Here is a 20,135-nt window from a genome sequence, read left to right as displayed (position 1 = left end):
TCACGGGCTCCTCGCTGTGCGACCCCACGACACCTCCAGTCTCGTTCACGCGTCTGATCTGCCGCGACGTCGTCGTCGAGCACGCTTCGGACACGTCCTGGCGACTGCGGTCACGAAACCATAACGGCTCGCGGGCGCGCTTCCAACCCCCCTGGACGAATGTCCAGTCCGTCGAGCGGACATACCGGGCGACACGCGGGGCGACACGCCGAGAGGCGCACGCGATGCCCCCCCCCCCCCCCAGCCGACCGTGGTCAGGACATCTGCCCTCGCTGCATGGCGTCCCGGACCTCGCCGACCAGCTCCTCGAGGATGTCCTCGAGGAACACCACGCCGACGGTCTGGGTGCCCTCGTCGACCCGCGCCAGGTGCGAGCCCGACCGCTGCATGGCTGCGAGCGCGTCCTCGATCTCGTCCTGCGGCCCGACGACCGCCAGCGCGCGCACGCGCCAGGCGGGCACGGGCACGGCCCGGTTGGTCTGGTCGGCGTACAGGACGTCCTTGAGGTGCAGGTACCCGGTGAGGACGCCGGACTCGTCGACGACCGGGAAGCGGGAGAACCCCGTCCGCGCCACGAGCCGTTCGACGTCCTCCGGCGTGCTGCCCGGTCCGACGGCCACCAGCTCACCCGTCCCGATCATGACGTCGTGCGCGGTGAGGTCGGAGAACTCGATCGCGCCGGTGAGCAGCCCCTGCTCGTCCTCGAGGAGCCCCTCCGCCTGCGAGCGCTCGACGATCGACTGGACCTCCTGGGCGGTGAACGCCGACGACACCTCGTCCTTGGGCTCGACGCCGAACAGCCGCAGCGCGTGGTTGGCCATCCAGTTCAGCACCGTGATGACGGGCCCGACCACGCGGGCGACCCAGACGAGCGGCGGGCCGAACATCAGCACCGCCCGGTCGGGCCCCGCGACGGCGAGGTTCTTGGGCACCATCTCGCCGAGCACCACGTGCAGGTAGACGACGATCGCGAGCGCCAGGACGAAGGAGATCGGGTGCGTGAGGTCCTCGCTGACGCCCAGCGCGGCGAGCGGGTCGGCGATGAGGTGCGCGATCGCCGGCTCGGCCACCACACCGAGGCTCGTGGAGCACACGGTGATGCCCAGCTGGGCGCACGCGAGCATCAGGGAGACGTGCTCCATGGCCCACAGCACCGTCTTGGCGCGGCGATCGCCGGCGGCGGCGAGCGGCTCGATGGAGCTGCGCCGGGCCGAGATGATGGCGAACTCCGCGCCGACGAAGAACGCGTTGGCGGCGAGCAGCACGGCCGCGAGCACCAGGGCGAGGGTCGAGCTCATGACTCGTCCCCCTCGTCGTCGGCATCGACCGCACAGACGCGCACCCGTTCCACCCGCCGGCCCGCCATCGCCTCGACCTGAAGGCGGACACCATCGACGACGATCTCGTCGCCGTCGACCGGGATGCGGCCGAGCACGAACATCAGCAACCCGCCCAGCGTCTCGTAGGGGCCGTCGGCCGGGACGTGGAGGCCGGTGACCTCGACGAGCTCGTCGGGCCGCAGCACGCCGGGCAGCAGCCACGAGCCGTCCGCCGACCGGGCGGTCGACGCGCGCCGGCGGTCGTGCTCGTCGGCCACGTCGCCCACGAGCTCCTCGACGACGTCCTCGAGCGTCACGACGCCCGAGGTGCCGCCGTACTCGTCGACGACGACCGCCATCTGCAGGCCCTGCTCGCGTAGCTCGACCAGCAACGGTCCGAGGTGCACGGTCTCCGGGACGCGGGGCGCGTCGACCATGAGGGCGGCGGCGGGCACCTCGGCGCGCCGCTCGTAGGGCACCGCGATCGCCCGGCGCAGGTGCACCAGGCCGACGATGTCGTCGCTGGAGTCGCCGATCACGGGGAAGCGGGAGTGGCCCGTCCGGCGCGACACGTCGATGACGTCGGCCGCGGACTCCTCACGCCGCACGACGACGAGCCGCAGCCGGTCGGTCATCACGTCGACGGCGGTGAGCTCGGTGAACTCGATGGAGTTGGTGAGCAGGGTGGCCGTCGACTCGTCGAGCGTGCCCACCTGCGCGGAGCGACGCACGAGCGCCGCGAGCTCCTGCGGAGACCGCGCGCCCGAGAGCTCCTCGCGCGGCTCCACACCGACGCTCCGCAGCAGGGCGTTGGCGCTGCCGTTGAACAGGGTGATGAGCGGTCGCAGCGCGCTGGTGAAGCCGCGCTGGAGCGGCGCGACCATGCGCGCGGTGGGCATCGGTCGGCTGATCGCCAGGTTCTTGGGGATCAGCTCGCCGACGACCATCGAGAACCCGTTGACGACGATGAGCGCCAGAACGGCCGCGACGACGCCGCCGACCGCCTGCCCGAGCACCGAGTCCTGCAGCGGCAGGCTCAGCAGCCGCGCGACGGCCGGCTGGGTGGTGTAGCCGAGCAGGACGGTGGTCAGGGTGATGCCGAGCTGGGCGCCGGACAGCTCGGTCGACAGCCGCCGCAGGGCCTTGAGCACGGACTGGCCGCGGCGGTCGTCGGCCGCCGTCTGGCCTTCGACCAGGCCCGGGTCCAGCGTGACCAGCGAGAACTCGCTCGCCACGAACACCGCGGTACCGAGCGTGAGCACGACGCCAAGGCCGACCAGCAGCCACTCGGTCAGCACGCGTCACCGCCGGGCGCACGACGAACGCCGACCCGGGGGCCGGCGCTCGTCGTGGAGGTCATGACAAAGAGGGGGAGGTGGCCGGCATGGTCTCCCTCGGGCTCGTCGGCCCGGGAACGACGCCGGCAGCTTCTTGAGCTGCTCATGGTGGGCGCCATCATACGGGTGGTCCCCTCACCGGCGCAGGCTTGACGGACCCGTCGCGGCGTCATCGGCGCTGCGCTGTGCCACGCTGGCGGCATGGCGAACGTGAACACGTCACCCGGCGGCGCGGCCGGCACGACGGTCCTGGTGGTGGAGGACGAGCCGGCGATCGCGCAGGCGATCGTGCACCGGCTCTCGGCGGAGGGGTGGACGGTCGAGTCGGCGGCCGACGGGCTGGCCGGCGTCAGCGCCGCGTCGCGCCTGCGGCCCGACGTGGTGGTCCTCGATGTGATGCTCCCGGGCATCGACGGGCTCGAGGTGTGCCGACGGATCCAGGCCGAGCGGCCGGTGCCCGTCCTCATGCTCACGGCGCGCGACGACGAGACGGACATGCTCATCGGCCTCGGCGTGGGTGCCGACGACTACATGACCAAGCCGTTCTCGATGCGCGAGCTCGTCGCGCGCACGAAGGCGCTGCTGCGCCGCACGGAGCGCGCGACGCGGGCGGCCGAGATGGCGGCAGCCGACCAGCCCGACCCGCCGCTCGTGCTGGGTGACGTCACGGTCGACCGGGCCCAGCGGCGCGTCCTGCGCGGCGACGTCGAGGTCCACCTGACGCCCACCGAGTTCGACCTCCTGCTCGCGCTCGCGGCGACGCCCCGCACCGTGCTGACGCGCGAGCGCCTGCTCGCGGAGGTGTGGGACTGGGTCGACGCCAGCGGCACGCGCACGGTCGACTCCCACATCAAGGCGTTGCGCCGCAAGCTCGGTCCCGACCTCATCCGCACCGTGCACGGCGTCGGCTACGCGTTCGAGCCGAGCGACAGCGCGGGCGACGTGTCCGAGGGCGCGTGAACGCACCCCGGCACGTCCGCGGCGAGTTCGCCCGCTCGCGGATCCCCGACGTCCGGCCGCTCGACCGCTTCCGCTCGATCAAGGTCAAGCTCGGCGTGCTCGTCGCCGCGACGGTCACCCTCGCCGCCTTCATCACCTGGTTCGGCCTGTACAACCACCTGGGCCCCACGCGGACGCTGCCGATCGCGATCGTCGCCTCGCTCATCGTCACGCAGCTGCTGGCCCGTGGCATGACCTCGCCCCTGCGGGAGATGACCTACGCGGCCCGGCGCATGGCCGGCGGCGACTACAGCCGGCGGGTCCGCGCGACCAGCCTGGACGAGGTGGGCCAGCTCGCGGACGCGTTCAACACGATGGCCGACGACCTCGAGCAGGCCGACACGTTCCGGCGCGAGCTCGTCGCCAACGTCTCGCACGAGCTGCGCACCCCCGTCACCGCCCTGCAGGCCCAGCTGGAGAACATCGTCGACGGCGTCACGGAGCCCGACCCGGCGACCATGCAGGCCGCGCTCGCGCAGACCGAGCGGCTGGGCCGGCTGGTCACCTACCTGCTGGACCTGTCCCGCCTCGAGGCGGGCGACGTCCCGCTGGAGATCGCCGACGTCCACCTGCGCGGCTTCCTGGAGGAGGCCGCCGACGGCGCGATGCTCGTCGGCTCCACGAAGCACCTGCGATTCCCGGTCGTCGTGGACCCCCCCGACCTCACCGTCCCGGCCGACCCGGACCGCCTGCACCAGGTGGTGGCGAACCTTTTGCACAACGCAGTCCGGCACTCCCCCGACGACGACGAGGTCCGGCTCGAGGCGTCACGCGTGGGGTCGGAGGTGCGGATCGACGTGGTCGACCACGGCCCGGGGATCGCGCGCGACGACCGGGCGCACGTGTTCGAGCGGTTCGTGCGGGGCAACACCCCGGCGCTCACGGGCCAGGTCTCGACGGGTGGCACCGGTCTGGGGCTGGCGATCGTGCGCTGGGCGGTCGAGCTCCACGGCGGTCGGATCGAGGTCGCCGACACCGACGTCGGCTGCACCATGCGGGTGACCCTGCCCGCCGCCGTCTAGGCGACTTGTTCTATCTCGACTAGAACACTACGGTCGAACGCATGACGACCGACGGCACGATCCTCGTCGACCACCTCTCCAAGTCGTTCGGGCCGGTCCGCGCGGTCGACGACCTGTCCTTCCAGGTCGCCCCGGGGCGGGTCACCGGGTTCCTCGGACCGAATGGGGCCGGCAAGACCACCACGCTGCGGATGCTGCTCGGTCTGGTCCGACCCACGTCGGGCGCCGCCACGATCGGCGGCCTGCCCTACGGGCAGATCCCCCGCCCGCTGCGCACGGTCGGCGCCGCGCTCGAGGCGGCGAGCTTCCATCCCGGCCGCACGGCGCTGGACCACCTGCGCCTCTACGCACCGCAGGCCGGCGTCCCCGACGCCCGTGCCGCGCAGGTGCTCGAACTCGTCGGCCTCTCCGCGGCGGCCGACCGACGCGTCGGCGGGTTCTCGCTCGGCATGCGGCAGCGGCTCGCCCTGGCCACGACCCTCCTGGGCGACCCGCGCGTGCTGCTGCTCGACGAGCCCGCCAACGGCCTCGACCCCGAGGGCATCCGCTGGCTGCGCGGGTTCCTGCGCGCCCTGGCCGCCGAAGGCCGGACCGTCCTGGTGTCCAGCCACGTCCTGTCGGAGGTCGAGCAGACCGTCGACGACGTCGTGATCATCGCCCGTGGGCGGTTGGCCCACGCGTCGTCGCTCACCGACCTCGCCGCCATGGCGCGGACCCGGGTCCGGGTGGTGTCCCCCGATGCGGTCGGGCTCGCCGCGCTCGTCGAGTCGTCGGGCTGGACCCGGTCCGCGCCGACCGACCCGCGCGTGGCCGACCTGCTGGACGTCGACGCGGCCACCGTGGGCGCCGCCGCCTTCGCCGCCGGGCTCGAGCTGCACGAGCTGGCCGGCCAGGACCCGGGCCTCGAAGGCCTGTTCCTCCAGCTGGTCGGTGCCGTCGAGGCGGTGGCGTCCTGATGCGCGCGGCCCTGGTCACCGAGTACCGCAAGCTCGTCAGCACCCGCCTGTGGTGGATCCTGCTGCTCGCCATGGTCGTGTACATGGCCTTCCTGTCCGCCGTGCTCGGCTGGGGCATCTCCCAGGCCGGCGGCCTGTCGGGCACGACGAGCGACACGTCCGGCTCGGTCGACAGCGCGCCCGACGCCGTCGTGCGGGCCGTCTACACGATCGCCGTGACGTTCGGGTACGTGTTCCCGCTGATCGTCGGCGCGCTGGCCGTCGCCGCGGAGTTCCGGCACCAGACGATCACGCCGACCCTGCTCGCCGAGCCTCGGCGCACAGTGCTGGTGTCCGCGAAGGTCGTCGCCGCCGCCGTCCTCGGTCTCGTCTACGGCGTCGTGGGCACGCTCGCGGCCGTCGGCGCCGGGGCGGCCGTGCTGACGGCGCTGGGCAAGCCGACGTTCCTCGACTCGGCGGCCACGTGGCGCACGATCGCGCTCTCCGCCCTGGCTCTCGCCCTGTGGGCCGTGCTGGGCGTCGGGCTGGGCACCGTGCTCACCAACCAGGTGGCGGTCATCGTCGTCGTCCTCGCCTTCACGCAGTTCGTGGAGCCGGTCCTGCGGTTCGTCCTGTCCCTGACCAGCTGGGGTCACGGCGTCGCGGCGTACCTGCCGGGCGCCGCGGGCGAGGCGATCTCCGGCGGGAGCTTCTACTCCGAGTCCGGCGTGGGGACCCTGCTCGAGTGGTGGCAGGGCGCGCTCGTCCTGCTGGCGTACGGGGTCGGGCTGGCCGCCGTCGGGCGTGTGACCACCTTCCGGCGGGACATCACCTGAGCGCGTTCACCCCCGCTGGACGGGTGTGCAGAACCATGACCTGCCAGGGGTCCCGACAACCCCGCCTTGAGGCGCGCGGAACTGCCCCGTTGCCCCCCGTTGACCCGGGTGTGGCGGGGAGGTGAAGACGCCTGCGGATCGGCCCCGCCGGGGCCTCCTGAGGCGGGCCGACAGGCGCGAAGGCCGTAGTGTTGTCATCAACAGATCGAGCAAAGTGCACCAGCAGAGACGCGGTCACGAACCGCAGCGGAAGTGGGCGATCCCAGCGTGACCCAGAAGGCGGATCCTGACTCGACCCGTGCCGTTTTCGGCGCCAACGAGTGGCTCGTGGACGAGCTGTACGAGCAGTACCTCCAGGACAAGAACGCGGTCGACCCCGCGTGGTGGGACTTCTTCGAGGGCTACAAGCCCGACGAGGCCTCGACCAACGGGTCGACCCCGGCGACGAGGCCGGCCCCCGCGCGGACCAACGGCACCCCGGCGACGAAGCCGACGCCGGTCGTCGCGGCCCCGGTGGCCGCCGCTCCGCCTCCTGCCCCTCCCGCAGCCCCGGCCGCGCTCCCCCCGGCGCAGGCCGCACCGTTCGCCGAGCCGCCGGCCGTGACGTCGCCGATCGCGACGGCCCAGCCCGCCACCGCGCCGTACGCCCAGGTCGCCCAGCGCGCCACGCAGGCCGACGAGGTCCAGGCCGCCGACGACATCCAGAAGCTGCGCGGCCCGGCCGCGCGCGTGGTGACCAACATGGAGGCCTCGCTCGAGGTCCCGACGGCCACCTCGGTGCGCGCCGTCCCGGCCAAGCTGATGGTCGACAACCGCATCGTCGTCAACAACCACCTCGCCCGTGGTCGCGGCGGCAAGATCTCCTTCACGCACCTCATCGGCTTCGCGCTGGTCGAGGCGCTGGCTGAGATGCCCGCGATGAACACCTCGTACACGGTCGCCGACGGCAAGCCGAGCGTCCTGACGCCCGCGCACGTCAACGTGGGCATCGCGATCGACCTGGCCAAGCCCGACGGCACCCGTCAGCTGCTGGTCCCGTCGATCAAGAAGTCGGACACGCTCGACTTCGCCGGCTTCTGGTCGGCCTACGAGGACGTCGTCCGCCGCGCGCGGGGCAACAAGCTCACGGTCGAGGACTTCGCGGGCACGACGATCTCGCTGACCAACCCGGGCACCATCGGCACGGTCCACTCGGTGCCGCGCCTGATGCAGGGCCAGGGCACGATCATCGGCGTCGGCGCCATGGACTACCCCGCCGAGTTCGCGGGGACCTCCGAGGAGGCGCTCAACAAGATCGGCGTCTCGAAGGTCCTCACGCTCACCTCGACCTACGACCACCGGATCATCCAGGGCGCGCAGTCCGGCGACTTCCTGCGGATCATCGGGCGCAAGCTGCTGGGCGAGGACGGCTTCTACGACCGCGTCTTCGCGTCGCTGCGCGTGCCGTACGAGCCGGTGCGCTGGGTGCGCGAGTCGAACGACCCCGACGCCGAGGCGATCAAGCCGGCCCGCATCGCCGAGCTCATCCACTCCTACCGGTCGCGCGGCCACCTCATGGCCGACACGGACCCGCTGGCCTACCGCCAGCGCAAGCACCCGGACCTCGACGTCCAGACGCACGGCCTGACCCTCTGGGACCTCGACCGCACGTTCCCGACGGGCGGCTTCGGCGGCAAGCCCCGCGCCAAGCTGCGCGAGGTGCTCGGGCTGCTGCGCGACTCGTACTGCCGCACGGTCGGCAGCGAGTACATGCACCTGCAGGACCCGCGGCAGCGCCGCTGGCTCCAGGAGCGTCTCGAGTCCGGCTACGCACGCACGCCCCGCGAGGACCAGCTGCGGATCCTGCGCCGCCTCAACGCGGCCGAGGCCTTCGAGACCTTCCTGCAGACCAAGTACGTCGGCCAGAAGCGGTTCTCGCTCGAGGGCGGCGAGTCCGTCATCCCGCTGCTCGACGCCATCCTGTCCAAGGCCGCGAACAACGGTCTGGACGAGGTCGGCATCGGCATGGCACACCGCGGCCGGCTGAACATCCTGGCCAACATCGCCGGGAAGTCCTACGGGCAGATCTTCCGCGAGTTCGAGGGCAACCAGGACCCCAAGTCGGTCCAGGGCTCGGGCGACGTGAAGTACCACCTCGGGACCGAGGGCACGTTCACCGCCGAGTCCGGCGCGACCACCGCGGTGTACCTGGCGGCCAACCCGTCGCACCTCGAGGCCGTGGACCCCGTGCTCGAGGGCATCGTCCGCGCCAAGCAGGACCGCATCGACCTGGGCGGCGACGGCTTCTCCGTGCTGCCGATCCTCATCCACGGCGACGCGGCCTTCGCCGGGCAGGGCGTCGTGTTCGAGACGCTCAACCTGGCGCAGCTGCGCGGGTACCGCACCGGCGGCACCATCCACGTGATCATCAACAACCAGGTCGGCTTCACCACCGGCCCCTCTTCGTCGCGGTCGTCGCAGTACGCGACCGACGTGGCCAAGGGCCTGCAGGTGCCGATCTTCCACGTCAACGGGGACGACCCCGAGGCGTGCGTGCGGGTGGCCGAGCTGGCGTTCGAGTACCGCGAGCAGTTCGACCGCGACGTCATCATCGACATGGTCTGCTACCGCCGCCGCGGTCACAACGAGGGCGACGACCCCTCGATGACGCAGCCGCTGATGTACAACCTCATCGAGGCCAAGCGCTCGGTCCGCAAGCTCTACACCGAGACCCTGGTGGCGCGCGGGGACCTGACGATCGCCGACGCCGAGCAGGCGCTGCAGGACTACCAGTCCCAGCTCGAGCGGGTGTTCGCGGAGACCCGCGAGGACGGCTACGCGCCGGCGCCCCCGGAGGCCGAGGCGGTCAAGGGCCTGGAGCGCCCGGAGTCGCAGCTCGAGGACGCGGGCGTCATGGTCGGCTGGAAGACCGCCGTCGACGCCGGCACGCTCGAGCGCATCGGCCGCGCCCACGTGCGGCCGCCCGAGGGCTTCACCGTGCACCCGAAGCTGGCGCAGCTGCTGGCCAAGCGCGAGGCGATGACCCGCGAGGGTGGCATCGACTGGGGCTACGGCGAGCTGCTCGCGTTCGGGTCTCTGCTGGTCGAGGGCACCCCGGTCCGGCTCGCCGGGCAGGACTCGCGCCGCGGCACGTTCGTGCAGCGCCACGCGGTCATGCACGACCGCGAGACCGGTGCCGAGTGGACGCCGCTGCTGTACCTGTCGCAGGACCAGGCGAAGTTCTGGGTCTACGACTCGTCCCTCTCGGAGTACGCGGCCCTCGGGTTCGAGTACGGCTACTCCGTCGAGCGCCCGGACGCCCTGGTGCTCTGGGAGGCGCAGTTCGGCGACTTCGTCAACGGCGCGCAGACGATCATCGACGAGTTCATCTCGTCCGCCGAGCAGAAGTGGGCCCAGCGGTCCTCCGTCGTGCTCCTCCTGCCGCACGGGTACGAGGGCCAGGGGCCCGACCACTCGTCGGCCCGCATCGAGCGGTTCCTGCAGCTCGCGGCCGAGGACAACATGACGATCGCGCAGCCGTCGACGCCCGCGTCGCACTTCCACCTGCTGCGCCGCCAGGCGTACGACCGCCCGCGCCGCCCGCTCGTGGTGTTCACCCCGAAGTCGATGCTGCGCCTCAAGTCGGCGTCGTCGGACGTCGCGGACTTCACCTCGGGCACGTTCCGCCCGGTGATCGGCGACGACCTCGCCGCCGCCAAGGCCGGTCAGGTCACCCGCGTGCTGCTCTGCTCGGGCAAGGTCTACTGGGACCTGCTGGCCCACCGCGTGAAGACGGGCGACGAGCAGACGGCGATCGTCCGGATCGAGCAGCTCTACCCGCTCGACGGCGACGGCGCCCGCGCGGCGCTGGCGCCGTTCGACGGTGCCGAGCTGGTGTGGGTGCAGGACGAGCCGCGCAACCAGGGGCCGTGGACGTTCCTGTCCATGCACCTGCCGCAGCTGCTCGGCCGCACGCTCCGGGTGGTCTCGCGCAAGGAGTCGGCATCGCCGGCCGCCGGGTCGGCCAAGAAGCACCAGGCGCAGCAGGCGACGCTCGTCGAGACCGCCTTCCAGCGCTGAGCACGACCGCGAGGCCCGCATCCCGCGAGGGGTGCGGGCCTCCGTCGTGTCAGCCGACCGCGACCGGCGCGAACGTCCGGCGGTAGGCCTGCGGGCTCGTGCCCAGCGTCCGCGCGAAGTGGTGCCGCAGGACGGCCGCCGTCCCGAACCCGCAGAGCCGCGCGATCTCCTCGATGCTCGCGTCGGACCGCTCGAGCATCTCCTGCGCCCGGACCACGCGCTGCCGCGTGACCCAGGCGGCCGGCGTGGTGCCCGTCTCGGCGCGGAACCGGCGCGCGAAGGTCCGCTCGGAGACGAAGGCCCGCGCCGCGAGGTCCGGCACGCTCATCTCCTCCTCGAGGTTCTCCACCATCCACGCGAGCAGCGGCGCCAGCGTGTCGGCGTCGCACGGCAGCGGGGTGTCGACGTACTGCGCCTGGCCCCCGTCACGGTGGGGCGGCACGACCATCCGCCGGGCGACCGCCGACGCCGCGGCCGCGCCGAGCTCGCGGCGGACCAGGTGGAGGCAGGCGTCGATGCCCGCGGCCGTGCCCGCGCTCGTGATCACGTGGTCGTCGTCGACGTAGAGGACCGCGGGGTTGATGCGCGCGTCCGGGAACTGCCGCGCCATCTCGTCGGTGTACATCCAGTGCGTGGTGCACTGCCGCCCGTCGAGCAGGCCGGCCTGGCCGAGGGCGAACGAGCCGCTGCAGATGCTGAGCACCCACGCACCCCGCGCGTGGGCGTCGCGCAGCGCGTCGAGCACGACCTCGGGCACGTCACCGGTGTCGCCGTACGCCGGCACGATGACGAGGTCGACGCCCTGGGTGGCCTCCAGCCCGTGCTCGACGACGATCGAGTACCCGGCCCCCTTCGTCGGGACCACTCCCGGCTCGATGCCGCACAGCGTGAAGTCGAACGACGGTCCGCCGGTGTCCCGGCGGTCGATGCCGAACACCTCGCAGGCGACCCCGAGCTCGAAGGGTGCGACGTTCGGCAGGGCGATGGCGGCGACGGAACGGAGCATCTCGACAGCATCCGCACTGCGTGGCGGAATGTCAACGGTGGGCGTCAGTTCTGCCACTCGTGGCACATTCTCCATGAGCGGAGACTTTCTGCCATGACCACCTTCTGGATCGTCCTGACACTCGCCGTCGCGGCCTGGCTGGTCGCCCGCCTGGTCGTCACGCTGCACCGCGACGGCCTCGGGAGCAGCCGGCCGCCCGCCTCCCACGCCGACTGGTCGGACTCTTCGTCTGATCTCCCGAGCCACCCGTTCCGCACCGCCGGCTGAACCCGCGCCAGAACCCGGCGCGGCCGGGTGAGCCACGCGACTGGCCCGGCGATGAACGGGCCCTGCTCGCCCCACCCTGAGAGACTGTGCCGACGGCGGCCGACGGCCGTCGCAGCGTGGTCCGACGGCGAAGGGTGAAGCAACGTGGGTGAGCTGCCGCTGAGGCTGGCGGTGGTCGGCGACGAGCTGGTGGCCGGCGCGGGTGACCCCAAGGGGCTCGGCTGGGTGGGCCGCGTGACGGCCCGGACGCCCACCCCTGAGCCGCTGACCGTCATGACGCTGGCCGTTCCGGGTGAGACGAGCACGGCCCTCGGCGCCCGCTGGGACGACGAGGTCACGCGCCGGTTCTCCCCCGAGGCCGACAACCGCCTGGTGGTCGCGCTCGGCCGCGCGGACGCCGCCGCGGGCCTCTCGCTCGCCCGCAGCCGGCTGAACCTCGCGAACATCCTCGACGTCGCCGAGCAGCGCAAGATTCCCGCCTTCGTCGTCGGCCCCCCTCCCGGGGGCACCGCCGACGCGGACAAGCTGGCCGACTTGTCAGCCGCGTACGCGGATGTGGCGACCCGGCGCCGCGTACCGTTCGTCGACACCTACACGCCACTGGCCGCCCACGACCAGTGGCTCGGCGACCTCGCCGCGGGCGACGGGATCCTGCCAGGGCAGGCCGGCTACGGCCTGATGGCCTGGCTGGTGCTGCACACCGGCTGGCACGCCTGGCTCGGGCTGCCCGACGACGCCGCCTGACAGCCGCCGGATCCAGAGGGTCATCGCAACGTCCCCCGCACGGCCGTCAGGGCTGAGTCCAGCACGGTCCGCAGCGTGTCGAGCGTGAGCTGCTCGACGCTGCCGCGGGCGTCGACCTTGCGCAGGTCGGCGCGGAGCTCGTCGCGGAACCGGCTGATCATCGCCTCGGCATCCTGGTACCGCACGTGCGACGCGAGCCGCGGGTCGTCGGGGATCCCCGCCGTGTGCGGCACCGCGGCGGCGCGGGCCTGCTGGGCCGCGGCGGCGAGATCGGCGCGCAGCCCGCGCATCGACCCCTGCACGTCGTCGCGCACCTGCGCTGCGCGCTCGCGCACCGACTCGGCGATGCCCTCCTCGAGGTTGGCCAGGTCGCCCCGGCGGGCGTCCAGCTCGGCGAAGCCCGCCTCGGTGAGCGCGTACGTGCTTTTCCGCTCCTCGTCGACCCGCATCACCAGACCCTCCTCCTCGAGGCGGGCCAGGCGCGGGTACACGGTCCCGGGGCTCGGGCGGTACGTGCCGCCGAACCGGTCGGACAGGGCGGTGATCAGCTCGTAGCCGTGCTTCGGGCCGCTCTCGAGCAGCGAGAGCAGGTACAGGCGCAGCTGACCGTGCGCGAAGACGGGCGCCATCATCACGCGACCCCCGTCCCCGCGCCGCGCAGCACGGTGAGGTGCCCCGACACGGTGGTGGCGGAGACGAAGCAGGCGCCGTCCCCCGTGCGCAGGTCGACCTTGCGATGGCCCGGCGACGACCCCTTGTACTCCTCGCCGTCGACGACCAGGCGCCCGGAGACCGACTGGCCCTTGACCTGCACGCCCTTGCCGGCGGGCAGGCGCACGGTGACGTCGCCCGACACCGTGGTCGCCGTGACGCTCGACGTCCCGGAGGTGACATCGAGCGTCACCGAGCCCGAGACGGAGTTCGCCTGCACCAGGCTCAGCTCGCCGGAGGCGGCCAGCTCGCCCGAGACCGAGTGGAGCTGGAGGTCGCCGTGGTGGTCGCGCACGACGATCTCGCCGGAGACCGTCTTGGCCCCGAGGCGGCCACGCGTGCCGTCGGTGATCAGCGTGCCCGAGACCGTGGACACCGACGCGTCCTCCTGGATCCCGGCCAGCAGACCCTCGGCCGTCACGGTGCCCACCTTCGCGTGGACATCGCGCGGCACCGCGATGTGCACGTCGGCGCGGTCCTTGCCGCGGAAGTTGCGGAACTTCTCGAGGAAGCCGTCCCAGCCGCCGAGCGTGAACTGGTAGCCCACGCGGAGCTCGCCGTCGGACAGGCTGACCTCGAGCGGTCGCCCGTCGACGTCGTGCACCTCGATGCGGGCGCCCGGCCCGTCGTGCGCGACGACGTCGACCCGGCCCGCGACGAGCTGCACCCGCAGGCTGGTGATCTTCTCGATCTCGATGATCTGCGGGCCGGCAACGACCCAGGACTCGGAAGCCATGATGCTCTCCATTCGCGATATATCTCGTTCGGCAGACACGTTATATCGCGTCTCGCGCGGAGGCAACCCATACGCGTCATATCGCGTCCACGAAAGCGAAGAGCCCGTGACCGAGGTGGTCACGGGCTCTCGCTGGCGGGGCTCTAGGAGACGAGGCCGGCCTGCCGCAGCTCGACCGTGAGGTCGTGCGGGCTGGTCGAGGCGGACAGCGCCTCGTCGTAGGTGATGACGTCGTCGCGGACCAGCTGGAAGAGGTGCTGGTCGAACGTCTGCATCTTGTAGAAGTCGCCCTCCTTGATCAGGTCGATCAGGGGCGGGGCGTCCTGCGGCTCCAGGATCGCGTCGCGCGTGCGGCCGGTGTTGACCATGACCTCGATCGCCGGGCGACGGCCGGTGCCGTTGGACAGGCGCACGAGGCGCTGGGACACGATGCCCCGCAGCGCCTGGGCCAGCGCGATGCGGACCTGCTTCTGCTCGTGCGGCGGGAAGAAGTCGATGATGCGGTTGATCGTCTCGGCCGCGTCGATCGTGTGCAGCGTGGACAGGACGAGGTGGCCCGTCTCGGCCGCGGACAGCGCCGCGCGGACCGTCTCGACGTCACGCATCTCGCCGACGAGGATCACGTCGGGGTCCTGCCGCATCGCGGCGCGCAGCGCGACCGTGAAGTCGGCCGTGTCCTGGCGGACCTCGCGCTGGGAGACGATCGACTTCTTGTCGTGGTGCAGGATCTCGATCGGGTCCTCGATGGTGACGATGTTGACCTCGCGCAGCGTGTTGATGAGGTCGACCATCGACGCCAGCGTCGTCGTCTTGCCCGAGCCGGTCGGGCCCGTCACCAGCACGAGGCCGCGAGGCTCGAGCGCCAGCTCGCCGACGACCTCGGGCAGCGCCAGCTCGGCCAGCGACTGCGCGCCGACGGCGACCCGTCGGAAGACCATCCCGTAGGTGCCGCGCGCCTGGTAGGCGTTGACGCGGAACCGGCCGACGCCCGACACCGAGTAGGCGAAGTCGGCCTCGTGGTTGTCGCGGAACGTGTCGACGAGGTCGTTGGGCAGGACCTCCTCGAGCATCCGCTCCGTGTCCGCCGGGGTGAGGTCGGGCACCTGCAGCTTGCGCAGCCGGCCGTCGACGCGCACACGCGGTGCGGACCCGACCTTGCAGTGCAGGTCGGAGCCGCCCGTGCTCGCAAGGGCGTGCAGGAACGGGATCACGGACTGTGTCTGCTGGCTCACCCCGTAGTCATCGGACGAGCAGGCCGGTGACTTGAGTGCCCGCGAGATGTGGGACCATGGAGGGAGTCCGGCGCGCAGCACGGGCGCCGACCCCCGTATCGACGAAGGAAGATCCCATGAGCAAGCGAGGCCGCAAGCGCCGTTCCCGCAAGGGCAGCGCAGCGAACCACGGCAACCGTCCCAACGCCTGAGCGTTCGGAGACAGGTAGTCAGGAGGCCCGGGCAGCAACCGCTGCACCGGGCCTTCGTCTGTCCGCGACCACGTGTGGAGCGGTACTCAGTCGAGCGTGACCCGCATGACGGTCAGCTGCTCGTGGATGCGCAGCCGGAGCCCGTCCGGCGCTGACTCCTGGCAGCCGCGGCGCACCAGCGTCTTCACGACGACGTCGACGTCGTACTCCTGCAGGCAGCCCTGGCACTCGGCCAGGTGGGCGCGGACCGTCTCGGCGTCGAGCGCCCCGAGCTCGGCGTCCAGGTACTCCCAGAGCCGATCCAGCGCGTCCGCGCAGTTGTTGCCGCAGGTGCCGGACGCCAGCGGCAGATCCTGGGACAGGTCGCTCTCACTCATCGTTCGCCCTCCGGTGCGGTCGGGGCCACCGCGACCAGACCACGCCCCCGTGCGTAGTCCGACAGCATCTCGCGCAGCTGCGCGCGCCCGCGGTGCAACCGGGACATCACCGTCCCGATCGGCGTCCCCATGATCTCGGCGATCTCCTTGTACGCGAAGCCCTCGACGTCGGCGAGGTACACCGCGATCCGGAACTCCTCCGGCAGGCGCTGGAGCGCGTCCTTGATGTCGGAGTCCGGGAGGTGGTCGAGCGCCTCGGCCTCGGCGGACCGCAGGCCCCTCGACGTGTGCGACTCGGCGCGGGCCAGCTGCCAGTCCTCGATCTCCTCGGAGCGGGACTGCTGGGGCTCGCGCTGCTTCTTGCGGTACGAGTTGATGTACGTGTTGGTGAGGATGCGGTACAGCCAGGCCTTGAGATTGGTGCCCGGGCGGTACTGGTGGAAGGCGGCGAACGCCTTGGCGAACGTCTCCTGCACCAGGTCCTCGGCGTCGGCCGGGTTGCGCGTCATCCGCAGGGCAGCGCCGTACAGCTGGTCCAGGTAGACCAGCGCCTCGGCCTCGAACCGCTCGGTGCGTGCCGCGTCGTCCTCGGACTCGGGTGCGCGGTGGGTGTCCTCGCTCATCGCGGTGAAGCCTAGTCCCGCGGGCTGAGAGCCACCGACCGGGGTGGGCCACGCCACATTCACCCGGAAGTCCTGCATCTGCGCGGGCCGCTGGGTCGGAATGGTGTCTACGGGGACACCGATCGCCCAGCCGGTCGACGTCGACGGCACGGGACGCGTCTCGGTGGCGAAGCTCATGGTGGGCACAACGGTGCCGGGCTGCGGGCCATTCCCGCTCGTGCCAACCCTGTGGTCGCGCACTAGGTTGGCCGCATGACTGTCAGCACCGACGAGTCCACCTTCCTGCGCCTGCTGCGCGAGCAGATCGGCCACGAGTTCGACGCCCACCAGCAGTACGTCGCGATCGCCGTGTGGTTCGACGGGCAGGACCTCCCCCAGCTGGCCCGGCACTACTACCGGCAGGCGATCGAGGAGCGGAACCACGCGCTGATGATCGTGCAGTACCTGCTCGACCGGGACCTCGCCGTCGAGATCCCGGCCGGCAGCCCGGTGCGCAACGACTTCACGCAGGTCACCGACCCCATCGGCCTCGCCCTCAAGCAGGAGAAGCAGGTGACGTCGCAGATCGAGGCGATCTTCGCGGCGGCGCGGGCGGAGGGCGACGCGCTGGGCGAGCAGTTCCTGCTCTGGTTCCTGAAAGAGCAGGTGGAAGAGGTGGCCTCCGCCACCACCCTGCTCACCGTCGCCACGCGTGCCGGCGACAACCTGTTCGATCTCGAGAACTACGTCGCCCGGGAGCAGATCGGTGACGCCGGCGAGTCCGCCGACGCACCGTCCGCCGCCGGCGGAGCCCTGTAGGAGGAGCTGCTGTGCTGCTGCGCCGTCTCGCACGTCCCCTGTTCGCCTCGTGGTTCGTCAGCGAGGGGCTCGACGTCGTCCGCCATCCCGCCGCCCACACCGCCGACGCTCGCGGCGCCCTGACCACGCTGCGGTCTCGGCTGCCGGCGAACGTGCGCCAGGGGCCCGCCGGTGAGGCGCTCGGCTACGAGGTCAGCGACCGCCAGCTGACCACCATCGTGCAGGTGCACGGCTTCGCGCTCGCCGGGGCGGGCGTGCTGCTCGCCGTCGGCAAGGCGCCCCGCACCGCGGCCCTCGCGCTGGCCGCCCTGACGGCTCCGCTCGTCCTGGTGAACCTCCCGCTCAAGCGGGTCAAGGGTGAGGACCCGGCTGTCCGGAAGGCGCGCAAGGACCGGTTCGTGCGGGCGCTCGCATTCACCGGCGGTGCACTCCTCGCCGGCATCGACCTCGAGGGCAAGCCGGGGATCAGCTGGCGCGTGCAGAAGGCCCGCGCGGACCACGCGGCTGCGAAGTCGGCTGACTGACGGAGCCTGAGACGCCGACAGCGCCTCTCGGCACCGCCACTAACCTGGGTGCCATGGATCTCTGGACCGCGCCGCTGGCCGACGGCCCCCTCGACGCCCTGGTGGACGTCCCGGGCTCGAAGTCGCTGACCAACCGGTACCTGGTGCTGGCCGCGCTGGCCGCCTCCCCCGGTCGGCTGCGCGGTGCGCTCCGCTCGCGCGACACCCGACTCATGGCCGCGGCGCTGACGAGCCTGGGCGCCGGGATCGACGAGGACGGCAGCGACTGGGTGGTCACGCCCGGTCCCGTGCAGGGCTCGACGCAGATCCACTGCGGGCTCGCCGGGACCGTCATGCGGTTCCTGCCGGCGGTGGCGGCGCTGGCCGACGGGCCGGTGCGGTTCGACGGTGACGAGTCGGCGCTCGCCCGGCCCATGGGCCCGGTGCTGACAGCGCTGCGCACGCTCGGTGTCCGCGTCGAGGAGCACGGCGAGCCCGGGCACCTGCCGTTCACGGTGCACGGCYACGGGTCGCTCGTCGGCGGTCAGGTCGACGTGGACGCCTCCGCGTCCAGCCAGTTCGTGTCCGGGCTGCTGCTCGCGGCCGCGCGGTTCGAGCGCGGGCTGACGTTGCGACACACGGGTCGGACGCTGCCGAGCCTGCCGCACATCGAGATGACGGTCGCCGTGCTGCGCGAGGCCGGCGTCCAGGTCGACGACTCTCGTCCGGCGATCTGGCGAGTGGAGCCCGGCCCGATCGCGGGCCGGGACGTGCGCGTCGAGCCCGACCTGTCCAACGCGGCGCCGTTCCTCTGCGCCGCCCTGGTCGCCGGGGGCACGGTGCGCGTGCCGGGCTGGCCCGCGCACACGACGCAGCCCGGCGGCCTGCTGCCCGGGATCCTTGAGCGCATGGGCGCGACGACCCGGCTGGACGGCGACGTGCTGAGCGTGACGGGGACGGGCGCCGTGCGCGGCGTCGACCTCGACCTGCACGCCGCGGGCGAGGTCGCCCCGACCATCGCCGGGCTCGCGGCCCTGGCCGACTCCCCCACCCGGCTGCGCGGCATCGCGCATCTGCGCGGGCACGAGACGGACCGGCTTGCCGCGCTGGCCGCGGAGATCACGCGGCTGGGCGGGCAGGCGGAGCAGACGTCCGACGGGCTCGTCATCACGCCGCGCCCGCTGACCGGCGGTCCCTGGCACACGTACGAGGACCACCGCATGGCCACCGCGGGTGCGCTGATCGGCCTGCGCGTGCCGGGCGTCGAGGTCGAGAACGTGGCGACCACCGCGAAGACCCTGCCGGACTTCGTCGGCCTCTGGGGCGGCATGCTGGCCGGGTCGGCMGTGCTCGCCTGATGGGAACCCGGCGCTACGACGAGCGGGACGTCCGGATCCGTCCCGGTCGCGGCTCGCGCCCGCGCACCAAGCAGCGCCCCGAGCACGCCGACGCCGAGGTGGCGCTGGTGACGGCGGTCGATCGCGGCCGGTACGCMATCCTCGTCGACCCCGACGGTCCGGACGAGCGCGTCGCGATCGCGATGAAGGCGCGCGAGCTGGGCCGCGACCGCGTCGTTCCGGGCGACCGGGTGGACATCGTCGGCGACACCTCGGGCGACGAGGGGTCGCTGTCCCGGATCGTGCGGATCGGCGAGCGTCGCACGGTCCTGCGCCGCACCGCCGACGACACGGACCCGATCGAGCGGATCATCGTCGCCAACGCCGACCAGCTGGTGATCGTCACCGCGCTGGCCGACCCCGAGCCCCGCACGCGCATGATCGACCGCTGCGTCGCGGCCGCCTACGACGCCCGCATGGACGCCCTGCTCGCGCTGACCAAGGCGGACCTGGCGGACCCGGCGGAGCTGGTCGGCATGTACGCGCCCATCGGGGTCGAGGTCGTGGTCACCAGCGCGGAGAAGTCCGTCGGTGGCCGGATCATCCACGGGCTCGACGACGTGCGCGCCGCGCTCGAGGGCAAGACGTCCGTGCTGGTCGGGCACTCGGGCGTCGGCAAGTCGACGCTGGTGAACGCGCTGGTGCCGGGCACGTACCGGGCCGTGGGCGTGGTCAACGACGTGACCGGCCGGGGCCGGCACACGTCGAGCTCCGCCGTGGCGCTGCGGGTGCCCGGCACGTCCAAGCCGACGTGGGTCATCGACACCCCCGGCGTGCGGTCGTTCGGGCTCGCCCACGTGGACCCCCAGCACCTGCTGGGCGCGTTCGCGGACCTGGCCGCGGTGGCGGAGGAGTGCCCGCGCGGGTGCACGCATGCCGACGACGCCCCGGACTGCGCGCTCGACGAGTGGGTGGCCGGCTCCCCCGACGACGTGACGCGCGAGGCCCGCTCGGCGCGCGTCGAGTCGTTCCGGCGCCTGCTGGCCAGCAGGCTGGGCACCGGCGAACCGGACAACCGGGAACCCGCACGTCCCTGACGTGCA

At 72.4% G+C, this 20,135-nt stretch carries 20 protein-coding genes; 12 read left to right on the top strand and 8 right to left on the bottom strand.

Annotated elements, in window-relative coordinates; translation table 11 throughout:
• Positions 1–254 precede the first annotated feature (254 nt).
• Positions 255–1,298 (bottom strand): hemolysin family protein, encoded by a 1,044-nt coding sequence (locus AC1DYZ_RS05325; protein WP_477064161.1) that lies wholly within the window; start codon positions 1,296–1,298, stop codon positions 255–257.
• Positions 1,295–2,617, bottom strand: a complete 1,323-nt coding sequence (locus AC1DYZ_RS05320) for a hemolysin family protein (protein ID WP_477064160.1) — start codon at positions 2,615–2,617, stop codon at positions 1,295–1,297. The genes AC1DYZ_RS05325 and AC1DYZ_RS05320 overlap by 4 nt, the downstream gene beginning before the upstream one ends.
• A gap of 240 nt (positions 2,618–2,857) precedes the next feature.
• On the opposite strand from AC1DYZ_RS05320, the gene AC1DYZ_RS05315 reads away from it, so the two are divergent.
• The 5 genes from AC1DYZ_RS05315 (at position 2,858) to AC1DYZ_RS05295 (ending at position 10,507) form a co-directional block, all read left to right on the top strand.
• A complete protein-coding gene (locus AC1DYZ_RS05315; protein ID WP_477064159.1) occupies positions 2,858–3,616 on the top strand; it encodes a response regulator transcription factor in 759 nt (252 codons plus the stop codon).
• A complete protein-coding gene (locus AC1DYZ_RS05310) occupies positions 3,613–4,677 on the top strand; it encodes a sensor histidine kinase (protein ID WP_477064158.1) in 1,065 nt (354 codons plus the stop codon). Before AC1DYZ_RS05315 ends, AC1DYZ_RS05310 begins: the two co-directional genes overlap by 4 nt.
• A 41-nt stretch (positions 4,678–4,718) precedes the next feature.
• Positions 4,719–5,633 (top strand): ABC transporter ATP-binding protein, encoded by a 915-nt coding sequence (locus tag AC1DYZ_RS05305; protein WP_477064157.1) that lies wholly within the window; start codon positions 4,719–4,721, stop codon positions 5,631–5,633.
• Positions 5,633–6,448 (top strand): ABC transporter permease, encoded by an 816-nt coding sequence (locus AC1DYZ_RS05300; RefSeq protein ID WP_477064156.1) that lies wholly within the window; start codon positions 5,633–5,635, stop codon positions 6,446–6,448. The genes AC1DYZ_RS05305 and AC1DYZ_RS05300 overlap by 1 nt, the downstream gene beginning before the upstream one ends.
• Positions 6,449–6,715: 267 nt before the next feature.
• Positions 6,716–10,507, top strand: a complete 3,792-nt coding sequence (locus tag AC1DYZ_RS05295) for a multifunctional oxoglutarate decarboxylase/oxoglutarate dehydrogenase thiamine pyrophosphate-binding subunit/dihydrolipoyllysine-residue succinyltransferase subunit (RefSeq protein ID WP_477064155.1) — start codon at positions 6,716–6,718, stop codon at positions 10,505–10,507.
• A gap of 49 nt (positions 10,508–10,556) precedes the next feature.
• Here AC1DYZ_RS05295 and AC1DYZ_RS05290 read toward each other — a convergent pair whose 3' ends face one another.
• The gene (locus AC1DYZ_RS05290) at positions 10,557–11,513 is read right to left on the bottom strand and encodes a GlxA family transcriptional regulator (protein WP_477064154.1); all 957 of its coding nucleotides are present in this window, start codon (positions 11,511–11,513) and stop codon (positions 10,557–10,559) included.
• 93 nt (positions 11,514–11,606) lie between these two features.
• Here AC1DYZ_RS05290 and AC1DYZ_RS05285 point away from each other — a divergent pair, with 93 nt between their 5' ends.
• Both AC1DYZ_RS05285 and AC1DYZ_RS05280 read left to right on the top strand, forming a co-directional pair.
• Complete coding sequence (locus tag AC1DYZ_RS05285; RefSeq protein ID WP_477064153.1) at positions 11,607–11,780, top strand: hypothetical protein; 174 nt, start codon at positions 11,607–11,609, stop codon at positions 11,778–11,780.
• A gap of 144 nt (positions 11,781–11,924) precedes the next feature.
• Positions 11,925–12,524: a GDSL-type esterase/lipase family protein gene (locus AC1DYZ_RS05280; RefSeq protein ID WP_456823809.1), complete on the top strand. Its 600-nt coding sequence runs from the start codon at positions 11,925–11,927 to the stop codon at positions 12,522–12,524.
• 20 nt (positions 12,525–12,544) lie between these two features.
• On the opposite strand, the gene AC1DYZ_RS05275 is transcribed toward AC1DYZ_RS05280, so the two are convergent.
• The 3 genes from AC1DYZ_RS05275 to AC1DYZ_RS05265 all read right to left on the bottom strand — a co-directional run bounded on the left by AC1DYZ_RS05275 (position 12,545) and on the right by AC1DYZ_RS05265 (position 15,203).
• Positions 12,545–13,156: a PadR family transcriptional regulator gene (locus tag AC1DYZ_RS05275; RefSeq protein ID WP_477064152.1), complete on the bottom strand. Its 612-nt coding sequence runs from the start codon at positions 13,154–13,156 to the stop codon at positions 12,545–12,547.
• Positions 13,156–13,971: a DUF4097 family beta strand repeat-containing protein gene (locus AC1DYZ_RS05270; protein ID WP_456823810.1), complete on the bottom strand. Its 816-nt coding sequence runs from the start codon at positions 13,969–13,971 to the stop codon at positions 13,156–13,158. Before AC1DYZ_RS05270 ends, AC1DYZ_RS05275 begins: the two co-directional genes overlap by 1 nt.
• Before the next feature lie 143 nt (positions 13,972–14,114).
• Positions 14,115–15,203, bottom strand: coding sequence for a type IV pilus twitching motility protein PilT (locus tag AC1DYZ_RS05265; protein ID WP_477064151.1), 1,089 nt, complete (start codon positions 15,201–15,203; stop codon positions 14,115–14,117).
• A 116-nt stretch (positions 15,204–15,319) separates the two neighbouring features.
• Here AC1DYZ_RS05265 and AC1DYZ_RS05260 point away from each other — a divergent pair, with 116 nt between their 5' ends.
• The gene (locus AC1DYZ_RS05260; RefSeq protein ID WP_155859599.1) at positions 15,320–15,394 is read left to right on the top strand and encodes a 50S ribosomal protein bL37; all 75 of its coding nucleotides are present in this window, start codon (positions 15,320–15,322) and stop codon (positions 15,392–15,394) included.
• Between the two features lie 86 nt (positions 15,395–15,480).
• On the opposite strand, the gene rsrA is transcribed toward AC1DYZ_RS05260, so the two are convergent.
• Positions 15,481–15,771, bottom strand: coding sequence for a mycothiol system anti-sigma-R factor (gene rsrA / locus AC1DYZ_RS05255; protein WP_477064150.1), 291 nt, complete (start codon positions 15,769–15,771; stop codon positions 15,481–15,483).
• Positions 15,768–16,472, bottom strand: coding sequence for a sigma-70 family RNA polymerase sigma factor (locus AC1DYZ_RS05250; RefSeq protein ID WP_477064224.1), 705 nt, complete (start codon positions 16,470–16,472; stop codon positions 15,768–15,770). Before AC1DYZ_RS05250 ends, rsrA begins: the two co-directional genes overlap by 4 nt.
• 174 nt (positions 16,473–16,646) lie before the next feature.
• Between AC1DYZ_RS05250 and AC1DYZ_RS05245 the strand changes: the two genes are divergently transcribed.
• Genes AC1DYZ_RS05245 through rsgA form a run of 4 tightly spaced genes read left to right on the top strand, consistent with a single transcriptional unit; the run spans position 16,647 to position 20,129 of the window.
• Positions 16,647–17,192: a ferritin gene (locus tag AC1DYZ_RS05245; protein ID WP_477064149.1), complete on the top strand. Its 546-nt coding sequence runs from the start codon at positions 16,647–16,649 to the stop codon at positions 17,190–17,192.
• Positions 17,193–17,203: 11 nt separating this feature from the next.
• A complete protein-coding gene (locus tag AC1DYZ_RS05240; RefSeq protein WP_477064148.1) occupies positions 17,204–17,716 on the top strand; it encodes a DoxX family protein in 513 nt (170 codons plus the stop codon).
• Between the two features lie 53 nt (positions 17,717–17,769).
• Positions 17,770–19,053 (top strand): 3-phosphoshikimate 1-carboxyvinyltransferase, encoded by a 1,284-nt coding sequence (gene aroA / locus AC1DYZ_RS05235; protein ID WP_477064147.1) that lies wholly within the window; start codon positions 17,770–17,772, stop codon positions 19,051–19,053.
• Positions 19,053–20,129, top strand: coding sequence for a ribosome small subunit-dependent GTPase A (rsgA, locus tag AC1DYZ_RS05230; RefSeq protein WP_456823817.1), 1,077 nt, complete (start codon positions 19,053–19,055; stop codon positions 20,127–20,129). The genes aroA and rsgA overlap by 1 nt, the downstream gene beginning before the upstream one ends.
• Positions 20,130–20,135 lie beyond the last annotated feature (6 nt).

The sequence above is a fragment of the Cellulomonas sp. P1_C4 genome, from assembly GCF_056406355.1.
This window is presented reverse-complemented; position numbering and strand designations above follow the sequence as displayed.

Bases quoted from the DNA above. Each gene is read 5' to 3' on its own strand.
- AC1DYZ_RS05325 (WP_477064161.1), bottom strand. From the start codon at position 1,298: ATGAGCTCGACCCTCGCCCTGGTGCTCGCGGCCGTGCTGCTCGCCGCC.
- AC1DYZ_RS05315 (WP_477064159.1), top strand. From the start codon at position 2,858: ATGGCGAACGTGAACACGTCACCCGGCGGCGCGGCCGGCACGACGGTC.
- AC1DYZ_RS05305 (WP_477064157.1), top strand. From the start codon at position 4,719: ATGACGACCGACGGCACGATCCTCGTCGACCACCTCTCCAAGTCGTTC.
- AC1DYZ_RS05300 (WP_477064156.1), top strand. From the start codon at position 5,633: ATGCGCGCGGCCCTGGTCACCGAGTACCGCAAGCTCGTCAGCACCCGC.
- AC1DYZ_RS05290 (WP_477064154.1), bottom strand. From the start codon at position 11,513: ATGCTCCGTTCCGTCGCCGCCATCGCCCTGCCGAACGTCGCACCCTTC.
- AC1DYZ_RS05285 (WP_477064153.1), top strand. From the start codon at position 11,607: ATGACCACCTTCTGGATCGTCCTGACACTCGCCGTCGCGGCCTGGCTG.
- AC1DYZ_RS05275 (WP_477064152.1), bottom strand. From the start codon at position 13,156: ATGATGGCGCCCGTCTTCGCGCACGGTCAGCTGCGCCTGTACCTGCTC.
- AC1DYZ_RS05270 (WP_456823810.1), bottom strand. From the start codon at position 13,971: ATGGCTTCCGAGTCCTGGGTCGTTGCCGGCCCGCAGATCATCGAGATC.
- rsrA (WP_477064150.1), bottom strand. From the start codon at position 15,771: ATGAGTGAGAGCGACCTGTCCCAGGATCTGCCGCTGGCGTCCGGCACC.
- AC1DYZ_RS05250 (WP_477064224.1), bottom strand. From the start codon at position 16,472: ATGCAGGACTTCCGGGTGAATGTGGCGTGGCCCACCCCGGTCGGTGGC.
- AC1DYZ_RS05245 (WP_477064149.1), top strand. From the start codon at position 16,647: ATGACTGTCAGCACCGACGAGTCCACCTTCCTGCGCCTGCTGCGCGAG.